Here is a 20,934-nt window from a genome sequence, read left to right as displayed (position 1 = left end):
AAAGAGCTGGTCATGCGGTGGAAGGACAGCGTGGAATATATGAACGCTTATGGTCCGAGTGAATCGAGCGTAATTGCAACGGCGTGGACGTATCGGGAAGAGGATATGGAGAACCCGTCGGTACCGATTGGCAAACCAATTGCCAATACTCGAATTTACATTATGGATACACACCAAAAGCTACTGCCGCTGGGAGCCACTGGAGAAATGTGCATTGCGGGAGACGGATTGGCTAGGGGGTATCTGCATCGGCCGGAGCTGACGGCAGAGAAGTTTGTGACGAATCCTTACAAAGCTGGAGAGAAGCTGTACCGCACGGGCGATCTGGTGCGCTGGCTGCCGGACGGGAATATTGAATTTTTGGGAAGAATCGACGATCAGGTGAAGATTCGAGGTTTTCGAATCGAGCTGGGAGAAATCGAAGCACAGTTGCAAAAGCATCCGCTGGTTCGGGAAGTGGCGGTGATCGCCAAGGAAGACAAGCAAGGTGAGAAGTATCTGGCGGCGTATTATACAGCAGAGGGCGAGCCAGGAGTGAATGAGCTGCGGGCACAACTTTTGCAGGAGCTGCCTGATTACATGGTACCGTCCAGCTTTATGCAACTGGATGAGCTGCCGATGACCCCTAGTGGAAAAATTGACCGAAAGGTATTGCCCGAGCCTGAATGGCAGGAAAGTGATCACACAGTCAGCAGCCCAAGAAACGACGTTGATTTGAAAATCCAGAAGGTATGGCAGGAGATTCTTGGCATCGAGTCAATCGGAATTGATGAGGATTTCTTTAGACTGGGTGGGAATTCAATCAAGGCAATTCAGGTGGTTTCGAAGCTCGCGCTGGATTTTGAAGTGGGGATTAACGATATCTTTCAATATCCAACGATTCGGGTTTTGGCGGATAATATCAAATACTCCAAAGACAGATTGAAACAATTCGTGTATGCCTTACGGGAAGCGACCACTTCTAGGGAAAACGGTGTACCTGGTGTTGTCTGGAAAATGCGCGAGAGTCTTAAAGAATACCGGAGGAAAAATCAGGGCTATGAAAACATGAACCTGTCTGAGCGAGCTGACTATCGTAATGTTCTCCTGGTAGGAGGAACAGGGTATCTGGGTATCCATATATTGTTCCAACTGCTGCAAAATACAGAATATAAAGTGTATGTGCCTGTTCGGGGAACAAGTGATGATGAGGCACTGGAGAGACTGTGGGCGAAGCTTAAATTCCATTTTGGTCTTGAGTTGGATAGGGAGAATGTATGGGAAGACAGATTGTGCGTGTTTTGTGGAGACTTAACCCAGGACTACTTTGGACTGAGCCGGGAACGCTATGAGGATTTGGCCACAAACATTGATGCGATCATTAACTCGGCAGCAAATGTGAAGCATTTTGGACATTACTCGGAATTTCAGGCGGTCAATGTGGAAGGGAACGAAAGATTGATTGAATTTGCTGGTACAGGGAAGAAAAAGGTCTACAATTTCGTTTCTACGACCAGCGTAGGTAGCGGCTGGATAGAAGACCAGAGCAGCATTATGTTCACTGAATATGATTGCAATGTCGAACAAAACTCTGATAACTATTACGTTATGACAAAGCTCGAAGCCGAGAAAAAGATTGTACAGGCAAGGGAAGAAGGGCTTGATTCCAATGTGTTCAGGGTGGGGAACCTTGTATTTGATTCCAATTCAGGGATATTTCAGGAAAATATTTCGGATAATGCATTTTATTCATTGGTAAAGTCGATGATCAAACTTGGACGATTACCTGCAATTCAAGATAAAACTATGAACTTCTCCTTTGTGGATGAGGTAGCCAAGGCAGTTGTTCTCTTGTTCGATCGGAAAAATTTAATCAATGAAACCTATCATTTGTTTAACAGCCATCAGGTTAGCATGATAAATTTTGCCACGCTTTTAAAGCAAGCAGACATAAATGTAAAGCCGATGCCAGTGAAGGATTTTACCGAATACATGTTTGACAAATATGATGAACCGGAGACGGAGCAGGAGGTTACCCGGATACTTGTTCATTCCAACGTCTTCTTTGAGGGAACAAGCAAAACCTTGTTCATGACGATGAACAGGAAGACTGACAGTATTTTGCAGAAGCTGGGATTTGAGTGGTCCAGGCTGAATAGTCAAAAAGTGAAACTGATGATGGATCATGTCAAAAAAGTAGGGTTTATGTAAAAAAATAAAGGAGAGGAGGGAGAAAAAATGGATGCAATTAAATTGGCAAGCACTTACTTTTTCGGAACTGAAGATTATATTTCCTCTAACAGCATGATCGCAACGGTTACTTTTAAAAGGAGAATCGACCCTGAAAAACTGCTTTCCAGCTACCGCTCGCTTATCCTGGACAATCCTTTGCTGCAAGCCAAAAGGGTGGAACAATTCGAAAAAGATACGTTTGTATGGGGACGCTTTTCTCAGGAAGAACTGGAATATTTTCTGGAAGCTGAAATGGTTAAACTTTCCCAATATTTCACGGAGAAGGAGGTACTGGCTCAATACAGTCCGACCAATGCCAAACTTCCGTTTCGTATTTTCCCTATCAATGAATATACCATGATATTTTCGATGAACCATGCGGTGGCTAATGGACTGAGCCTGGTTTTTTGGATCAAAAGATGGCTGGAATATTATTCAGGTGAGCCTGAGGCAGAGCCGGAGAAAAAGGCAGTTGAGTGTGCCACCTTCAGAGGAAGACTGCTGCGTATGAAAAAAAGGGTTTTCGCTTTTTTATGGATGCCGATTTTTGCTATAGGCTTTATGTCCAGACTTATGGGGAAAGCGGCGAGTGCTAACGGGACCGTCGATTTGAGCTACGGCAGAAGGCCGGAGAAGGGAGGCAGTTATGTCAAAAAAGCGTACTGTTTCAGCAAAGAAGAGACGGGTGATATTTTGCAACGATGCAGGAGCAAAAAAATGACATTGACCGAATACATCTGTTACTTAACGACCCAGGGATTATTGAACCATGCTCCCGAGAAGCGGCGAGTGTTTGTTTCCATGCCCATGGATTTGCAAGTGCTGTTGAACTATTCGCCGGAGACCATGCATGGTAATTACGTTGCAAGTCTTCCAATGCAATTTTTCCAGGCTGGGAATTTAGAAAAGCAGGTGAAATCCGCATTCAAATGGTTCAAAAGGGGGGTTCCCCATGCGTTGTCGCTTTTTTTTGCTTCGTTTTCCAATTCATATCGAAAATATAAACAACAGTGCCTTGAATTGTGTCTGAAAACGATGCCTGAAAGATTCCCTCTATGGAATTTTTCCATCACCTTGTCCAATCTAGGAATTATATCATATCCAATTATAGAAGAATGGGTGGATACTATCTATTTCTCCATTAAGAACCAGTCCTTACTGCTCACAACGTCTACACTTTCAGGACGTTTAATGATGGAGGTCAGTGTATTGGAAAGTCTTTACGATTCGGAAGAAGTCTTTGGTCTTTTTGATCGAATTTTATCTGTTGAGTATTTGTTGAATGGTCATAGCCCTGTTAAGTAAACAAGTGATAAAAGACTAAGCAACCAGCTCGCGCCATTACTTAATCGGCGTGCGCTGGTTAAAAGCGTGGGTAGCTAAACATAAAGAAATATCCCCTCCAAGTTCATTCTATCCTCACGATATCATGTGGATTTTTTGAGTGTCTACTTGAAGGGGATCTTGGTAGGGCTCTCTAGCCGAGGGTCCTTTTTTGTTGATGCAATTGTATGCTTTCGTGAATCACTCGTGGCACTTCTGTTAGCTTCTGTATCGTGTACATTACAGAGTTCGCATTTTTTTGCAATTCAACCATATTGTAAATCCATTCTTTAGGCTGCTTCAGATACACAGCATGAATACCTGCCGCAAGGGCTGGAGATACATCGGTGCGTAAAGAATTCCCAATCATCCAGGTGATGTTTCGGTCCAACCGATTCATTTGGATGATTTCTTCCAGGGCTTCGACATTTTTATGCTGGCGAATGTAGATGCGGTCATCAAAGTAAGTAGCCAGCTTCATCTGTTTAATCTTTTTTTCTTGAATGACCTGCTCACCGCCAGTATAAAGGTGGAGGGAATGTCCTGCTTTTTGGAGTGAATTTAACGTTTCGGCCATACCTGGATACGGTTCGATTTCCTGCTCGTACACACTTCGGCCAAGCGAGCGAAGCTCCTGCTCTTCCCGAGCATCCATACGGCGTCCGAATTGTTCCGAGAAAAACTGGTACGTATCTATTAGAGATTGTGGAAAATGCTCGCTAGCAAAACCCACCTGATGAACTCCAGCCACATCAATTTCAATTTGTTTTTCACGGATCGTATTTCTCGTTAGGTTATGGGATGCAAACCATTCCTGAAGCAAATCGAAAAAATGGTTGAGAATAAGATCGAAATACTTGTTGCAGTGGACTAAGGTGTCATCAAGATCAAATAAAATGTTCTGCTTCGGATACGACATGATGCATACTCCTTCCAAGCCAAAGCTTTAACGATGTTCGGTTTAAGAGCTTCAATTGAAATTACAATCCAATATAGGATTCCAAAAATACCTGCAAATCAGCCGCACCGTCGGGACGGATGCTGAATTTTTCCTTGTGATAGCGTCCAATGTGAATGCGGAGCAAGCCAGCCACACGCAAAATCATCATATCAGACATAAGTGTATCTTCCAATCGGCTCAAATCATGGCGCATGTCTTCGAGGGACTTAGGTCCCTGAGCTAGATAGCGTAGAATGCGCAGCCGTTGCGGATCATTGACCGCACGAGTGAGCCGTAGTAGAAGCGTAGGAGGTTCTTCCTCACTTTCCTCAGGAATATCTACCGGATACTGGATTAGCAGTGTACGGGTATAAAAGCAGTACGAATTAATTGGGCGATTATGGACGACTGGAAACAGCACTACGGTATCAAGATCTTCCATATGTGGCACAACTAGTCCAGCTGTTGCATATTCAACAAGTGCTTCTGGTTCCATTTTACTTAACAGCATACGCTTTTCTGCAGCGTCTTCTTCTGCCAGCACACGCAGTTCGCCTTCCAGGGCCCGAAAATAATCACGATCCCACAATCTGAGGAGCGGTGCATATACCTTACGAATGCGTAAAGATTCTTCAAAGGTTAAAAAAGGAATATGCGGAACAAGCAGCTCAAACATCTCTTTGTCCGGTCCGTTGTCCAGATAAGAGATATAATCGGATATTTCATCCGATTCAGGGCGAAGTAACGCCCAGGCATAGAGTACGTCATAATCGCTAAAAGGGCAATCCTGAGCTATAGCAAGCTCAGTACGAACTTCCTGTTGTAATCGTGCATCCACTTTGTCGATCCATTCATGACCCAGGTCCATATCCTGGACCCACTTTTTAGTTACATAGGCCATGAAACTGCCGAGCAATTCATAAATTGGAGAAGTGTCTATTTTAATTTGATAACTCATGGAAACAAATGCCTCCTATTCTGTCTTCTAGCCCAGAGCGGTGAACGTAATTAAAGCCCGTCCATAAGCAAAACATGAGCATTTTGAAATTGCCCACTTATTTATTATGGCTTGTTCTGCCGGGCATTGTCCACTATAATATAAAATAGTGCGTTGTGACGTGAACTTGGTCGGATTGAACATACGAGGCTCCCTAACTGAATGGAGTCAGATACATACCAGACAAGCTCTATCCGTAAAATCGTCATCTCAGATGGCGATTTTTTCTTTCTCTCTTTAATACACTAAAATTATTACACTAAAAACATCTTAATATGTAATATACCGATTTTTCAGAAAATCATGGTAGACATCGTGTTAAGAATTATTATTGATTATGGTGTCAAACAAATGCAAATCATTTCTAAGCATTCATTTTATGATGGTAACAATTTATTTGTTCGAGCAGGAGGAGCCAGGATGTCGTCGTCTTTACGTGTTCATTATTTTATCTTAATTGCAGTTATTATTGTTGCGGGGTTATGTCAGGGCTTACTGTTACCTATATTGTCGATCTCTTTGGAACAAATGGGAGTTTCTTCTTCGCTAAACGGTATGAATGCGGCTGCGTTGTATATTGGCTCATTTGCCATGACGCTGGTGGCTGAACGTACTTTGGGATGGTTGGGGTTCAAAAAGCTGATGGCCAGTGGTCTTGTGCTTGTGCTTATTACGCTGTTGCTGTTCCCGCTAATCCCTGATATTCGGATCTGGTTCATACTGCGTCTGCTAGTAGGTATAGGTGACAGCGCGCTACACTATTCGGCACAGTTATGGATATTACTGGTAACTCCGCCAGAGAATCGAGGTCGCAACATTTCTTTCTATGGTATGTCTTACGGTCTAGGGTTTGCATTAGGACCATTGGGATTATGGCTACTCGATTATGGAATGCTGGTTCCATTTGCTGCTTTGGCCTTATTATGCTTGCTAGTGCTGCTGTTGGTGTTAATCAAGCTGCCTGACTCCAGACCGGAGAAGCAGGAGACTGAGTCGCGTCCCGCACATAGATTCCGGCGCAGCTATAGCTGGGCATGGTACGCTCTGTTGCCTGCATTTCTATACGGTTATATGGAAGCGAGCCTGAACAGTAATTTTCCAGTCTATGGCCTGCGCATTGGCTTCCATACCGATGAAATTGCTGCTTTGTTGCCTTTCGTCAGTTTGGGAGGCTTAGTCCTGCAACTACCTTTAGGTATATTAAGTGACCGTTGGGGCCGTAAGAAGGTACTAATGAGCGTAGGTATAGCAGGAGGGTTGACCTTTATGTTGCTGCCATGGAGTGGCAATCATTTTATGTTCACATTGATATTGCTGACCATCGCAGGTGGATTGGTAGGCTCCTTTTTCTCGCTCGGTTTGGCCTACGCGGCTGACCTGTTGCCCAAATCATTTTTAGCGGCAGCGAATGTGCTCGCATCCTTTCATTTTAATCTAGGAAGTGTAGTTGGACCTAATATTAGCGGAGGGTTGCTGGACGTTGGAACTCAGGGCAGTATGTTTTTAGTCCTTGGAGGTAGTTATATTGTTTTCGGATTGTTAGGTCTGTTTTCCCGAAAAAGAGTACCAGCGGTTTAAAACTGCGGTTTGCATGGTATTTGTTTCACAATTACTATAAAATATAAACATGTATTGATGGCGGACAAAGGGGAATCATAGATGATTAAAATTCGGAAGCTGACAAGGCGAGTGGGGCCTGAACGTACCCCGTTGCTTCAAGGGATTGATGCTGAAATCCATCAGGGTGAATTCATTGCTATAGTGGGGCCAAGCGGAAGCGGTAAAACGACACTTCTTCGCTGTCTTGCTTTACAAGAGCCTTGGGAAGAAGGCAGTTTGATAGTTGGTGGCAATGATGTACTGAAATCCGGGTGGACGGGCAAGATGAAAATAAAGCGGGAATGGGCATATCTGGAGCAAAATCCGCATCTTAATATGAATCGGACCGCTCTTAAAAATGTGCTCATTGGCAGATCTGGTCAAACCCCCTGGTGGAGAATGGTGACTGGCATGGTGCGTTCCGACGATTATATGGGAGCGATGGATGTTCTAGAGGACCTGGGTCTGCTGGATAAGGCACATGATAAATGCGACAAGCTCAGCGGCGGCGAACGGCAGCGGGTAGCCACTGCGCGTGCTCTGGTTCACGGAGCCAAGGTTATTTTAGCTGATGAGCCTGTGAATGGACTTGATCCTGCGTCGGCAGCGCATGTACTGGAAACCTTTCGCAAGCTGTGTTCAGACGAGCGAGTTACGATCGTTACGGTACTGCCGCTGGAAATGGCTGAACGTTATGCTTCCCGAATTTGGGGCCTGAATGAAGGCAAACTTGTGTTTGATATTCAGGGAAGACGATTGACACAGTCAGAAAAGAACAAATTGTGAAGGAGACGGCAAGAAAGTGAAAAAAATGCTGTTGAAAATGGTGGCCGGCTGCTGCTCCTTGTTGCTTCTTGCTGGATTTTTAAGCGGCTGTAATGTGATTAGCGATCCGATTTCGCTGATGCAGACACCAACGATGTCTGATGAGAAACAACAGCTGAATGGTGCAGTGAATACGCAATTAGGGGCGGTACAGCCTTTAAGACCGAATGATCCGGACGATCCTACGCCCATTCGGACGGGAGATTTGAATAATGATGGCATAGACGAAGCAGTGCTCTTTTATGAAACACCAGATGAGAGCGTAAAAATACATGGTGCCCTGTTCGAAGATCAAGGAGGCACATGGGTAAAGAAGCTTACGTTTGATGGGGAAGGCACGGTGTTGGAATCCTTTAAACTTGTAGATTTAACGAATGACGGTACGCTTGATATAGTAGCAGGCTTTTCGAGCGGAGACAGTGGCGAGAACGGAGACCAGAAGGGCCTTATCGTATACTCTTATACTGGAGGAACGTTGGAAAAAATATATGCGACGGGTTATACGTACTTCGTCGTAGATGATTTTAACCATAAAAAAATGGATTTGAACGGGGACAATTTAAATGATTTGACGATTATCTTGCTCCGTCGTAATGAATTTTTCACCGTCAAAACATTCCAGTTCAGCGGAGGGAGCTTTAAGGAAATCGGATCGCTGGATTTGGACAGTCAGGCCCTAGGTGTCTACAATGTTGTCGCTGGCAAGGTGGCTCAAGGTAGACAGGGGATCATCATTGATACAAAAATTGCCGAGACCACTACGGTATCCAATGTTATTGTGATGGATCAAGGTAAGCTCAGAAAGCTCAATCTCATGGATGTTACCTTCAAGGATGCTACCATTGCCAGTGGTGATGTGGACGGTGATGGTATTCTCGAATTTGGGAACTTGGAAAAGCCTAAAGGCTGGAGCAATAGGCCGCTGGATGAAGTTCCGTATTTTGTATCGTTCTATCAGTGGGACGGGGCCAAAGGGACGATTTTTAAACAGCAGCAGTATCGAGATTCTAACGAGCAGGTCTACTTCAGATTACCGAAAGAGCTGCATGGCAAGGTGACTATTGATCCGAAGGTTTCCAGGAAGGGTAGCTATTTGCGATTTATTTTGGAGGATACAGACAAAACAATAGCGGAAATTAAATATTTCTCATTGTCACAATGGGAGCGAAATAATGAAGGCTATAGCCAATTGTGGCGAACGAATGCACAGGTAATTGGCATTAAGCGATCCAGTGAACTGGAGCCACGTAAAACTATTAAAGACAAGTTGGGGGAAAGGAAGGTAGAGTAGAGTGAGTAAAGTTTTAATCATGGAAGATGAGGAATCGATCCGTAGCTTTATTGTCATTAACTTGAAACGTAACGGCTTTGAGGTGCTGGAGGCGTCAGAAGGACATGAGGCTCTGAATATTTTGAACACGGTGCGGGACATTGATATCGCGCTGCTTGACGTAATGGTGCCGGGGATGGACGGCTTTGAGGTGTGTCGGAGAATTCGGGAGACGAATGAGCGTATTGGCATCATCTTTCTGACAGCCAAGGTACAGGAACAGGATAAGGTGTATGCCTTGTCTGTAGGAGCTGACGATCATGTGAGCAAGCCTTTCAGCCCGACAGAGCTGATTGCCCGTATTCAATCGCTATTGCGCCGTGTGAACGTACATCGTGAAACAGCAGCTAAGGTGTCCTTTCAGTCCGGTCCGTTCACGCTGGATTTGATAGCTAAGCAATTTAAGAAAAACGGGCAGCTGATCGAGCTGACACCGACAGAGTTTTCTCTGATTCAGTTTTTTCTGGAAAAAGAAAATACACCGCTCAGCCGTGATGTTCTACTTGACCACGTATGGGGCAAGGAATATATGGGCGATCCGAAAATTGTAGATGTGAATATCCGACGTCTGCGGCAGAAAATTGAAAACAATCCTTCCGAGCCGGCTTTTTTACAAACCGTGTGGGGACATGGATATAAATGGAAGGGTCAGTCTCAATGATCAAAAGGGGGATTGGCCGACAGATTGTGCTTCACTATTTTTTTGTAGTGTTCCTGGCGCTTCTGTTAGTAGAAGTCATATTTATGTTTGCACTCCGGTCATATTATTATGACACCATTTATAAAAAGATCGAAAACCGCATTCAAACGGTAAGTGAATTTGCATCCAAATTCAAGGAGTCCGAGCAATCATTACAATCGTATTTGTTAGATTTTTCTCTGCCCAAAACCGAACTACAAGTGCTTGATGAACAGGGGAATGTAATTGATAACTCGACAAATTTTGCTTCAGATCTAAATGTGCAAACAAGTGATGTGACACAAGCCTTAGCTGGAGATACAGGTAAATGGATCGGAAAGCAACCCAGTACGGGGCAGCAGGTGATGGCGGTATCTCAAAAGCTGGACAATATCGTCGGAGATCAGGTGTATATTATCCGGTATACGACTTCGCTGGAATTAGTAAATGACAAGTTGTTCATTATTACACTATTTTCAGTGGGAGTCATGGCAGCTGTACTGATCATTGTATTTGTAGTGAGTACAGGGCTTGCCAACTCTATTGTCAGACCGATTAACAATATTCGCGACGTATCTGCTCAGATGGCCCAGGGGCGATTTGATGCACGTATCAAAGGCGATTATCGTTATGAGCTGGGAGAACTGGCATCGACGTTAAACTACATGGCCCAGGAGATTGTCAGAACCAATCAGATCAAGGATGATTTCATTTCTTCCATTTCACATGAGCTGCGTACGCCGCTTACTTCCATTAAGGGCTGGAGTGAAACATTGAATTCTGGCGGGTATGACCCGGAAGAGACAAAAATCGGAATGCAGATTATTTCCAAGGAAACGGATCGCCTAATTGGCTTGGTAGAGGAAATTCTCGATTTTTCCAAACTGGAGCAAAATGCCATGAAGCTTGTAATGGGAACAGTTGATCTTCGAGAACTTTTACAGGAAATTATGCTGAACGTATGGGCCAAGGCAGAAATGAAGCAAATTAAGCTCCAGCTGGATTCCGAGGAAGCGGCTTATCTCGTTCATGGAGACGGTAACCGTCTAAAACAGGTATTTTTGAACATTGTGGATAATGCCATCAAATTTTCGCATGAGAGCTCGATTATATATCTGTCTCTTCAACGGATCAAGGGCAATATCGAGGTATCGGTGCAGGATACAGGGATTGGAATTAGTGAAGAAAACCTTGCCAGAGTCAGAGATCGCTTTTTCCAAGTAGACCACCAAAATGGGGGAACTGGTCTGGGTCTGGCTATCTCGCAACAGTTTGTTGAGCGACACCATGGTCAGATGCTTATCAGAAGTGAACTGGGCGCTGGGACTACCATTACAGTTTCATTGCCAGCTTTGCAAGCAGAGTCATCTGTAGAACCACCACAGCTCCCGGAAGGGCAGATTTAAAGCCTAATGTAAGATAGCAAATATAAAAACAGCCAGTCCTCACTAAACAGAGGGCTGGCTGTTTGAACTTTAGGGAAGAGTTATGAAGTAAAGCCTTCCGCACGTAAGCGCGTGTTACGCTCGTAGACTTCTTTTAGCAAACGAGTAGTTTGCGGCCGTACTGCCATTTTCCCAAATACTGTCTCATTGGGTCCGATTACCACAATTTCGCTCGGATTACCTTTAATCACTGCGCCATCACGAATCACAGCACCTTCACCGATGATTGCGTGCTCGATATGCACATTGCGCCCAATACGTGTGTCAGGCATAACGATACTTTCCTTGATGGTTGAGCCTTTTCCCACTTCGACGCCACTAAACACGACGGAGCGCTCAATTTGACCTTCGACTTGGCAGGAATCATGCAGGAGGCTACCCAATGTTTGCATTTTACGACCAGGCACCTTTTGCGCGCTCAGCCTTGTGCGGCGTTCACGTGTATACATCGGCCAATCTTGACGCTGAAGGTCAATTGCGCAATTTTCCTCCAGTAAGTCCATGTGGGAGTCCCATAGGCTTTTAACTGTACCTACGTCCTTCCAGTAGCCCTGGAATTCATAAACGTATAAAGATTCTTGATCCGCCAGCATTTTAGGTATAATATCTTTGCCAAAATCATGACTGGATTGAGGGTCCTGTGCGTCTTCCAACAGGTAATTTCTTAAGTAATCCCATTTGAAAAGGTAAATCCCCATAGAGGCCAAATTGCTTTCCGGTTTTTCCGGTTTCTCAGCAAATTCGGTGACGCGCAGATCCTCATCGGCGCTCATAACACCAAAACGGTGTGCTTCATCCCAAGGAACCTCCATAACAGAAATGGTTGCAGCAGCCCCCTTTTCTTTATGATAGTTCAGCATCTCGCGATAATTCATATAGTAAATATGGTCACCGGATAAAATAAGCACATGCTCTGGATTTTGGCTGTCAATATATTCGATATTCTTATGAATAGCATCTGCCGTTCCTAAGTATTCAGCGTTACCTGTATTATAAGAAGGAAGCAGGGTAATTCCTTTGTCATCCGTTTTTGTAAGACCCCACGGAGTTCCATCCCCAATATGCTCGTGCAAGGATTCCGCCTCATATTGCGTCAGTACACCTACAGTATCAATGTTTGAATTTACGCAATTACTGAGAGGAAAATCGATGATTCGGTAATGACCGCCAAAAGGTACGGCGGGTTTTGCAATCGTTGAAGTAAGGGGAGCAAGACGGCGTCCCTCTCCGCCTGCCAGCAGCATGGCAATGCATTCTTTATTAAACATTTCGTTTCCCTCCCGGTTTAGTTGTCTGTTGTAGTACATACATAAACGGTATGGGGTACTCTTGAAACCATCAGGTATATAAGATTCCCCAAAAACTAAGGTTTATTTTTTTCCTAGTCATTTTTCTGTTCATTGTGGCTAGAATGGGGTAATAACTCAGGTCAGCTTTGACCCAAAAGCGAATGCATTACCGATTCATACATTTTTACTTACAAACATAAAAGGGTGGTGACGTGATGACAGACCAAACTCTTCCGCAACAGACGATATCATCGGAAGATATTTATTTGTTTCATGAAGGAACGCTTTATCATAGCTACCGATCTTTGGGTTCCCACCTTACTGTGGAGAACGGAGAACAGGGCGTTCGTTTTACGGTCTGGGCTCCTCATGCTCTCCATGTCGGGCTTGCTACAGATCGCAACAACTGGAATGGGGAACAAGATTCCTTATATAGGGTTCCCAAATCCGGTTTTTGGAGTCGTTTTTTTCCGGGGATATCCCAAGGAACATTTTACAAATACGACATTACAGGCCCAAATGGTGAACGATTTCTAAAGGCAGATCCTTACGCTGTACGTGCTGAAGTGAGGCCGGCAACGGCTTCAGTGGTAGCTTCACTGGATGGTTATGTATGGAACGATGCGGCTTGGCGCCGCAAACGTAGAGCCCCTTATGGTAAGCCTCTACATATATACGAGCTTCATTTAGGCACTTGGAAGCAAAAAGCAGACGGTACGTTTTATACATACAGGGAGATAGCTGAGCTTCTCGTGCCTTATGTGACTGATATGGGGTATACACATATTGAGTTGATGCCGCTGAGTGAGCATCCGTATGACCTGTCATGGGGCTACCAGCTCACTGGATATTTTGCACTCACAAGCCGTTACGGTGAACCGCATGATTTTATGTATTTGGTGGATCGTTGTCATCAGGCGGGAATTGGAGTGATTATGGACTGGGTTCCGGCTCATTTTGCCAAGGATGCTCATGGCTTGAGACGATTTGACGGATCACCGCTGTTCGAATATGCAGACCCGCTCCTTGCGGAAAAGCCGGGTTGGGGAACCCTAACATTCGATTACAGCAAGCCAGAAGTACGTTCTTTTCTGATCTCCAATGCATTGTTCTGGATGGATGTGTACCACATTGACGGTCTGCGTGTGGATGCAGTGACGAGTATGTTGCGGCTGGATTTTGAAAAGCAGGAAGGACAATATTGTCTCAACTCCAAGGGAGGGATTGAAAATGAAGAGGCTATTGCCTTCCTTCAACAGCTGAATGAGACGGTATTTCGCTATTATCCATATGCACTCATGATGGCAGAGGAGTCGAGCGCTTGGCCGATGGTGACCTCCCCAGTAAGCGATGAAGGACTCGGTTTTAATTACAAATGGAATATGGGTTGGATGAACGATACACTTGATTATATGGAAACAGAGTTTCATCAACGACCCGAGCGCCATAATTTGCTGACATTTCCCATAGCCTATGCGTACAGCGAGAATTTTACACTGCCATTGTCGCATGATGAGGTTGTTCATGGTAAAAAGTCGCTGCTTGATAAAATGCCCGGCACATATGAGCAAAAATTTGCTGGACTACGGGCGCTTCTTGGCTACCAGATGACCTCACCAGGCAAAAAGCTCTTGTTCATGGGAGGGGAATTTGGCCAATTTATTGAATGGAAGGATGAGGAGCAGCTTGACTGGTTTTTGCTGGACTATGATAGTCATCGATCTTTGCATGCATATACGAAAGCACTGAATCATTTATATCTTCAGGAAAAAGCATTATGGGAGTTGGACCATTCATGGGATGGCTACCAATGGATTGAAGCTGAAGACCGTGGGCAGAGTGTGATTACGTATTTACGTAAAGGCAAAAAAACGGGGGATACGCTAGTTGTTCTCATTAATTTTCAGCCCGTGCAAAGAGATAATTATCGCATTGGATTGCAAAAGGCAGGGAGCTATATGGAATTGCTGAACAGCGATCATAAGGACTTTGGGGGGAGTGGTCAGCTCAATTCCGGAGTGATACGAACCTCCAAAATTCCTTACCACGGACAGCTACACAGCCTGGAGGTGACTATTCCGCCCCTAAGCATCGTTATACTTAAGAAGGCACCACGTAAGTCTAAAAAAGCAGATTAACCCTATAAGGAGGAAGCACATATGAACATTTTGTTTGCGGCAGCAGAAGCACATCCATTTATTAAAACAGGCGGGTTGGCGGATGTGATCGGTGCATTACCAAAGGCACTGCGTCAGGCAGGGTGCGACGTCCGAATCATCTTACCTAAATATGCAGGCATTCCTGATATGTATAAGAAGTCTCTACGTCCGGTAACGGTCAAGCATGTGGCTGTAGGCTGGCGTGATCAGTATTGTGGAGTAGAGGAACTGACGTTGGACGGGATCAGAGTTTATTTTATAGATAATGAATATTACTTCGGCCGTGACGGTATTTACGGTTATATGGATGATGGAGAACGCTTTTCCTTCTTCAACCGGGCGATTCTGGAAGTGCTGCCTGAACTGGATTTTCGACCGGATATTGTGCATTGTCATGACTGGCATGCGGCGATGGTTCCATTGCTTCTAAATGCTGATTATCGGCATTTGCCCTTTTACAACGATATTCGCACGGTATTTACGATACATAATCTGTTGTATCAGGGTGATTTTCCGTATGAGGTTTTAACGGAGCTGCTTAACTTGGATGGAAGCTATTTTACCCCAGAGGGTGTGGAGTATTATGGCAGACTGAATTTTATGAAAGGTGGGCTTACTTATTCGGATCATGTCACGACCGTGAGTCCAACCTATGCAAAGGAAATTCAAACGGAATTTTACGGATACGGACTGGAGGGGCTACTTCGTAAATTAGGAGAGCATGGACGCTTAACGGGGATTGTAAACGGAATTGACACTAAAAGTTACAATCCTGCCACAGACAATCTTATTTATACGAAGTACCGTACTAATCTGGCAAAGAAAAAGGAAAATAAGATTGCTCTGCAAAAGGAGCTGGGTCTGCCGGTGCGTCCAGACCTACCTATGATCGCGATGGTAACCAGGCTTGTGGATATGAAAGGGCTGGATCTTGTAACGAGAGTGCTTGACGAAATCTTATATTATGACGATATTCAGTTTGTCGTGTTGGGAACAGGGGACCCTGCTTTTGAGCACTGGTTCCGGGAAGCAGCGGGACGATATCCTCTGAAAATGTCAGCCCAGCTTACTTTTAGCGAGCCACTCTCACGAAAAATATATGCGGCAAGTGACATGTATCTTATGCCATCGAGGTTTGAGCCTTGTGGAATCAGTCAGCTGCTGGCGCTTCGTTATGGAAGTATCCCCATAGTGCGAGAAACTGGAGGGCTGAACGATACTGTACAGGCATACAATGAATCCACAGGCGAAGGTAACGGATTTAGTTTCACGAACTATAATGCACATGATATGCTGCATACTATTCGTCGTGCTATTCATTTTTATCGCCAACCTGAGCATTGGAATAAGCTTACACAGACGGCCTTTGCAGGAGAGTACAGTTGGGATGTATCGGCAGAGGCGTACATGGATATTTACCGTTCGCTAGTAAAGAGCGATTAAACAGGGTAGGAAACCATATTTATGCTAATAAAAAGGGAATCTCTCTAGCCTATTGTTGGCTAAGAAGATCCCCTTTTTTTCTATGCTCAGTCGCCCCCGCCACCACAGCTACTACACGAAGAGCAACTGCTGCACGAGGAGTGGTTTCCGGAATCACCTGAATCGTGATGGGAAGATCCTCCATTATGAGAACTGTCATGGGAGGAATGATGGTGCGAGTGATGTGTATCCCAGTTCGAGCAACCGCTGGCGGAACTACAGCCCGATGAGCTGGCTAGTGCGGCACTGTTTGCAGAATCTGGGTGCATGTGTATGGCAAATTGGTCAGGCTTATACCATGAATACCACACAACAGCCAATAGCAGATAGTCAATCTGTAAATAGTTGACTTTGGGCAGCTGCTTGCCCTCAGGGTCATCTACAGCTTTTTTTACCCGCTCACGGAGGTGGTGTACTATCTTATGAACTGCTTGTTGTGAATTGCCCATATTCTCACGTATATTCCATCGGTCACCTACTGGCTGCGCCGAAGCTGACAGTTTGTAATAGTGTGAAAGCTCACCGTTCGGTAGTGGATGATTAAAAAATGTGCCCCACAAACTGGCGCTATAGCGATTCCAGCCAAAGCATTCTACATACAACCAGTCAAACCACGCCCGCTCCTCTGGCATTGGCTGAGAGCCGCCCGAATGGGGGGCATGATGAAGCATACGGCCAAAAAAAGCTTCCGAGAACTGCTGGTATTCGCGCGTAAACATTAACATTTCATGCCATAGCTCATCCACGTCACTACTGAACATAGGCACTTGATTCATAATCGCGCATAGCATGAAATATCGTTTTAGCTCATGCCAGCGCCACTCATATTCTTGTTCCGTCAAACTAGGATGGGCTTCCATGACACGTTGCTTTACGTTTTGAGCATAGGAAGCTGGAATGGAACGCTCTAGCAGCTCTCCCAGCTCTGTAATCTCTAGATAACGCTCCTGCGAGAGTGACGAAGGAGATGGGGAGCTAAGGAAAAATACATTCCGGCGGCGAGTGCTTTTGTTGCCACGATTCCTGCGTATAGCACGAAATATGAACCAAAAAATGATGAGGTCAACCACAATAAACAACGTCCAAAAGCTGCTCATACTGTTCATGATGGCACTCCTTTCAACAAGAAGAGGGTATTTCCGATTTTAGTTTTTGCTATTCAGTAGGGCAAATTCCTTTTTAATCTGTGCCAGCAGTTCAGAATTTGTGATTACATCGCAAGCAGTCCATGCCAAGGTTCTGGCCGCCAAGAGCATTCCTTCCATTGCGCGGTCTTGCATTGCCAAATCACGGAATTCTGGTGTATGCAAGGCATGCTTCTCGTCAATAACTTGAATGTACGGATGGATCGCAGGACAATGGAGTGATACATTTCCGATATCCATAGATCCATGATCTTCGCCTTCTGTAATATTTTCTTGCGCAATGCCCGCCTGTATTAAATTTGCAGTAAAAGTGTCAGAGAGTACACGGTTAGTCACCATTTCATCGTAAGAAGTCTCATAATTGGAGGTTTCCAAACGACAGCCGGCTTGTAAAGCAGCTCCTTCAGCAATTTGAATTACCCGGTGGGTAAGCGGGTTTAGTTCTTGCCGCGTAGCGGCTCTCACATAAAACTGGGCTGAGGCGTAATCAGGAATAATATTGGCAGCCTGCCCACCTTGATTAATGATGCCGTGGATACGTACTGTACTTTTCACCTGTTGCCGAAATGCATTGATCCCGTTAAATGTTTGAATCACCGCGTCCAAAGCATTAATCCCTTCGTGTGGACTGGCAGCGGCGTGAGCAGATTGACCAAAAAACTCAAATTGCACAGCATCGATCGCCAGCGATTTTCCTGATTTTTCGTAGCGGTCGAAGGGATGTGTCATCATCGCTATATCGCAATCATCAAACAATCCAGCCGCTGCCATCGGAACCTTGGCACCGCGTGTTTCTTCGGCAGGCGTGCCGTATACACGTACTTCTCCACCAATCTCGTTGATGATCGATTTGAGACCAACGGCAGCGCCTGTACTCATCATACATATCAAATGGTGCCCACAGGCGTGTCCCAACCCTTTCAGGGCATCGTATTCTGCCAAAAAAGCAACGACGGGTCCAGGCTTGGCTGCTTTGTAAGTAGCAATAAAGGCTGTTTCTATACCCAATACGGGTGCCTGAACATCAAATCCGTGAAAAACAAGTTCCTCTTTTAAACGGGCAGAGGCCAGAAATTCCTCGTTTCCAAGTTCAGGGTTTGCGCCAATATATAGCGAAATGTCCTTAAACCGCTCGGCATGCTGCTGAATGGTGTGTTGAATAGTCTGTTTAAAATCCATGCTGAAAACTCCTTTATATAAGCTGTAATGTAGGTCGTGCGAGAGATGAACTAAATTTGTACTATAACATTCATTGCATAATCATGCATATTCATTTATAATGACACAATCTTATTTATTATAAAGAATTTAAGGAGAGAAAAAAAGATTGAAAAAGGCATATCGTTTTACCGCCCTGGTTTTGACGGCGGTTATCTTGCTGTTGGCTGGTCTTCCCATGCTCAATGCATACGGAACGGAAGCAAAACCACAGAAAAAACTTGTAGTGGGCATGAGTGCCGACTTCCCGCCGTATGAGTTTCATAAAGTTATTAACGGTGAGGATAAAATTGTCGGGTTTGATGTTGAGATTGCGAAGGAAATCGCCAAGGATCTGAACGCAGAGATGGTCCCAGAGGACATGAGCTTTGATTCCTTGCTGCCTGCTCTGCAAAGTGGTCGTGTAGACTTGGTACTGTCCGGTATGACACCGACGGATGAGCGCAGAAAGAGCATTGATTTTTCGGATGTGTACTATCACTCCAAACAAGTCATTATGGTACGCCCGGAGGATAAGGACAAATATTCGACGATGGCTACTCTGAAAGGAGAGAAGCTCGGTGCGCAGAAGGGGAGTATCCAAGAAGAAATTGCACAAAAAGTGCCTAATGCTTCGGTAACCTCATTGGATAAAATATCCGATCTGGTACTCCAGCTTCGGACCAAGCGTATCAATGCGGTTGTAATCGAAGATACCGTTGCTAAAGGATACACGCTAGACGGTACTGTAACACTTGCCAAGGCAGTACCTGAAGATGAAGGTGCAGAAACTGCTGTAGGTATCCGTAAGGGAAATACTGAATTGCTTGCCTCAGTAAATAAAACGTTGGCTCGCCTGAAAGCGGACGGGTCGATTGAGAAATTTTCTACAGAAGCGAGTGCACTGTCTGCCGACAGACAGGTTTCTTCGAATAGTATTGTAGATATATTTATGAAATATCGCAGTTTTTACGTTACGGGTATCGGCTACACTCTATTGCTGTCTGCGCTTGGAGTATTGTTTGGATTCATTATTGGTCTGATCATATCCTTGCTGAGGATGAGTGGAGTTCGTATTATCGAGTGGCTAGGAACCGCATATGTGGAGATCCTGCGCGGAACACCTATGCTGGTACAGCTCATGATCATTCATTATGGAGTTGCTTTGACGCTGGGTGTAAATTTTACGCCACTCCAGTCCGGTATAATTACATTGTCTCTGAATAGTTCGGCATATTTGGCTGAAATTTTCCGTGCGGGTATTCAGGCCGTAGACCGTGGACAGATGGAAGCTGCCCGCTCGCTCGGGATGGGCCGAGGCAAAGCAATGCGTCATGTCATTTTACCGCAAGCATTTAAATCTATATTACCTGCTATTGGTAATGAGTTCATTACCATCATTAAAGAATCATCTATTATTTCGACCATTGGGATGGTGGATATTATGTACCAAGCCCAAGTCATTAAGAATATCACCTATGAAGGATTAAGTCCGTTCGTAATCGCAGCCGCTATTTATTTTGTAATGACGTTCAGCTTATCCAAGCTGTTGGGTTTATGGGAAAGGAAGTTGAGAGCCAGTGATCACCGTTAAACAACTGCGTAAATCGTTTGGTAAAAATGAAATTTTAAAAGGTATTGATATAGATATCGCCAAAGGTGAAGTCGTCGTCATCATCGGCCCGAGTGGTTCAGGAAAAAGTACGTTTTTGCGTTGTTTGAATCTGTTGGAACAGCCAACAGAAGGGGAGATTTTGTTTGAGGGTGAGCCGATTACGGCCCGTGGTCATAACATTAATGCGACCCGGGAGAAAATGGGAATGGTTTTTCAGCATTTTAATCTGTTTCCGCACAAAACGATATTGCAGAATTTGACCCTTGCACCAACGCAGGTGAAAAAGCAGTCGGGGAAAGAAGCAGAGAAAATCGCGCTGGAACTCCTGCGAACCGTAGGTCTTGAGGATAAAAAGAACACCTACCCGAACCAGTTATCCGGCGGTCAAAAGCAACGTATTGCGATAGCACGTGCCTTGGCCATGCAGCCGCACGTAATGCTGTTTGATGAGCCTACTTCTGCTCTGGACCCTGAAATGGTTGGAGAGGTTCTAGATGTAATGAAGAAGCTCGCTGAAGGCGGCATGACGATGGTGATCGTCACACATGAAATGGGCTTTGCCCGTGAGGTAGGGGATCGGATCATCTTTATGGACAACGGGCAAATTATAGAGCAAGGCACGCCAGAGCAAGTTTTTGGTACACCAAGCCATGATCGTACTCGTTACTTTCTTGCTAAAGTACTGTAAGAAAATGCTT

At 44.9% G+C, this 20,934-nt stretch carries 16 protein-coding genes; 11 read left to right on the top strand and 5 right to left on the bottom strand.

Annotation, left to right across the window (positions count from 1 at the left end; all coding sequences use genetic code 11):
• Positions 1-2,190, top strand: a 2,190-nt coding sequence (locus FKV70_RS22320; protein WP_142614552.1) for a thioester reductase domain-containing protein, incomplete at its 5' end; no start/stop codon positions are given.
• A gap of 27 nt (positions 2,191-2,217) precedes the next feature.
• Positions 2,218-3,516, top strand: a complete 1,299-nt coding sequence (locus FKV70_RS22315) for a hypothetical protein (protein WP_063210643.1) — start codon at positions 2,218-2,220, stop codon at positions 3,514-3,516.
• Between the two features lie 172 nt (positions 3,517-3,688).
• On the opposite strand, the gene FKV70_RS22310 is transcribed toward FKV70_RS22315, so the two are convergent.
• Entirely contained in the window at positions 3,689-4,453 is a 765-nt protein-coding gene (locus FKV70_RS22310; RefSeq protein WP_063210641.1) for an HAD family hydrolase, read from the bottom strand.
• A gap of 61 nt (positions 4,454-4,514) precedes the next feature.
• Positions 4,515-5,432 (bottom strand): hypothetical protein, encoded by a 918-nt coding sequence (locus tag FKV70_RS22305; RefSeq protein ID WP_063210639.1) that lies wholly within the window; start codon positions 5,430-5,432, stop codon positions 4,515-4,517.
• A gap of 342 nt (positions 5,433-5,774) precedes the next feature.
• Between FKV70_RS22305 and FKV70_RS22300 the strand changes: the two genes are divergently transcribed.
• From FKV70_RS22300 to FKV70_RS22280, 5 genes are all read left to right on the top strand, one after another.
• Positions 5,775-7,049, top strand: coding sequence for an MFS transporter (locus FKV70_RS22300; RefSeq protein ID WP_482811953.1), 1,275 nt, complete (start codon positions 5,775-5,777; stop codon positions 7,047-7,049).
• A gap of 81 nt (positions 7,050-7,130) precedes the next feature.
• Positions 7,131-7,856, top strand: coding sequence for a phosphonate ABC transporter ATP-binding protein (locus FKV70_RS22295; RefSeq protein WP_142614550.1), 726 nt, complete (start codon positions 7,131-7,133; stop codon positions 7,854-7,856).
• A gap of 25 nt (positions 7,857-7,881) precedes the next feature.
• Positions 7,882-9,186, top strand: coding sequence for a hypothetical protein (locus FKV70_RS22290; protein WP_142614562.1), 1,305 nt, complete (start codon positions 7,882-7,884; stop codon positions 9,184-9,186).
• A 1-nt stretch (position 9,187) separates the two neighbouring features.
• Positions 9,188-9,886 carry a response regulator transcription factor gene (locus FKV70_RS22285; protein ID WP_007432526.1) on the top strand — a complete coding sequence of 233 codons (699 nt, stop codon included), beginning with the start codon at positions 9,188-9,190 and terminating at the stop codon, positions 9,884-9,886.
• Entirely contained in the window at positions 9,883-11,310 is a 1,428-nt protein-coding gene (locus tag FKV70_RS22280; RefSeq protein WP_063210633.1) for a sensor histidine kinase, read from the top strand. The genes FKV70_RS22285 and FKV70_RS22280 overlap by 4 nt, the downstream gene beginning before the upstream one ends.
• 80 nt (positions 11,311-11,390) lie before the next feature.
• On the opposite strand, the gene FKV70_RS22275 is transcribed toward FKV70_RS22280, so the two are convergent.
• Positions 11,391-12,617, bottom strand: a complete 1,227-nt coding sequence (locus FKV70_RS22275; RefSeq protein ID WP_063210631.1) for a glucose-1-phosphate adenylyltransferase — start codon at positions 12,615-12,617, stop codon at positions 11,391-11,393.
• A gap of 236 nt (positions 12,618-12,853) precedes the next feature.
• On the opposite strand from FKV70_RS22275, the gene glgB reads away from it, so the two are divergent.
• Together glgB and glgA are read left to right on the top strand one after the other, a co-directional pair.
• Positions 12,854-14,776 carry a 1,4-alpha-glucan branching protein GlgB gene (gene glgB, locus FKV70_RS22270; protein ID WP_142614548.1) on the top strand — a complete coding sequence of 641 codons (1,923 nt, stop codon included), beginning with the start codon at positions 12,854-12,856 and terminating at the stop codon, positions 14,774-14,776.
• Between the two features lie 21 nt (positions 14,777-14,797).
• On the top strand, positions 14,798-16,240 hold the full coding sequence (gene glgA, locus FKV70_RS22265) for a glycogen synthase GlgA (RefSeq protein ID WP_142614546.1): 1,443 nt from the start codon (positions 14,798-14,800) through the stop codon (positions 16,238-16,240).
• An 86-nt stretch (positions 16,241-16,326) separates the two neighbouring features.
• Here glgA and FKV70_RS22260 read toward each other — a convergent pair whose 3' ends face one another.
• Positions 16,327-17,385: a glycine-rich domain-containing protein gene (locus FKV70_RS22260; protein ID WP_142614544.1), complete on the bottom strand. Its 1,059-nt coding sequence runs from the start codon at positions 17,383-17,385 to the stop codon at positions 16,327-16,329.
• Positions 17,386-17,424: 39 nt separating this feature from the next.
• Complete coding sequence (locus FKV70_RS22255; RefSeq protein ID WP_142614542.1) at positions 17,425-18,603, bottom strand: M20 family metallopeptidase; 1,179 nt, start codon at positions 18,601-18,603, stop codon at positions 17,425-17,427.
• 148 nt (positions 18,604-18,751) lie between these two features.
• On the opposite strand from FKV70_RS22255, the gene FKV70_RS22250 reads away from it, so the two are divergent.
• Complete coding sequence (locus FKV70_RS22250; protein WP_064796531.1) at positions 18,752-20,215, top strand: ABC transporter substrate-binding protein/permease; 1,464 nt, start codon at positions 18,752-18,754, stop codon at positions 20,213-20,215.
• A complete protein-coding gene (locus FKV70_RS22245) occupies positions 20,202-20,924 on the top strand; it encodes an amino acid ABC transporter ATP-binding protein (RefSeq protein ID WP_142614540.1) in 723 nt (240 codons plus the stop codon). Before FKV70_RS22250 ends, FKV70_RS22245 begins: the two co-directional genes overlap by 14 nt.
• Positions 20,925-20,934 lie beyond the last annotated feature (10 nt).

Origin of the sequence: Paenibacillus ottowii (genome assembly GCF_006874425.1) — a bacterium.
Taxonomy (GTDB): Bacteria; Bacillota; Bacilli; order Paenibacillales; family Paenibacillaceae; genus Paenibacillus; species Paenibacillus ottowii.
Note: the sequence above shows the minus strand (reverse complement) of the source record. Positions and strands in the feature narration are given on the sequence as shown.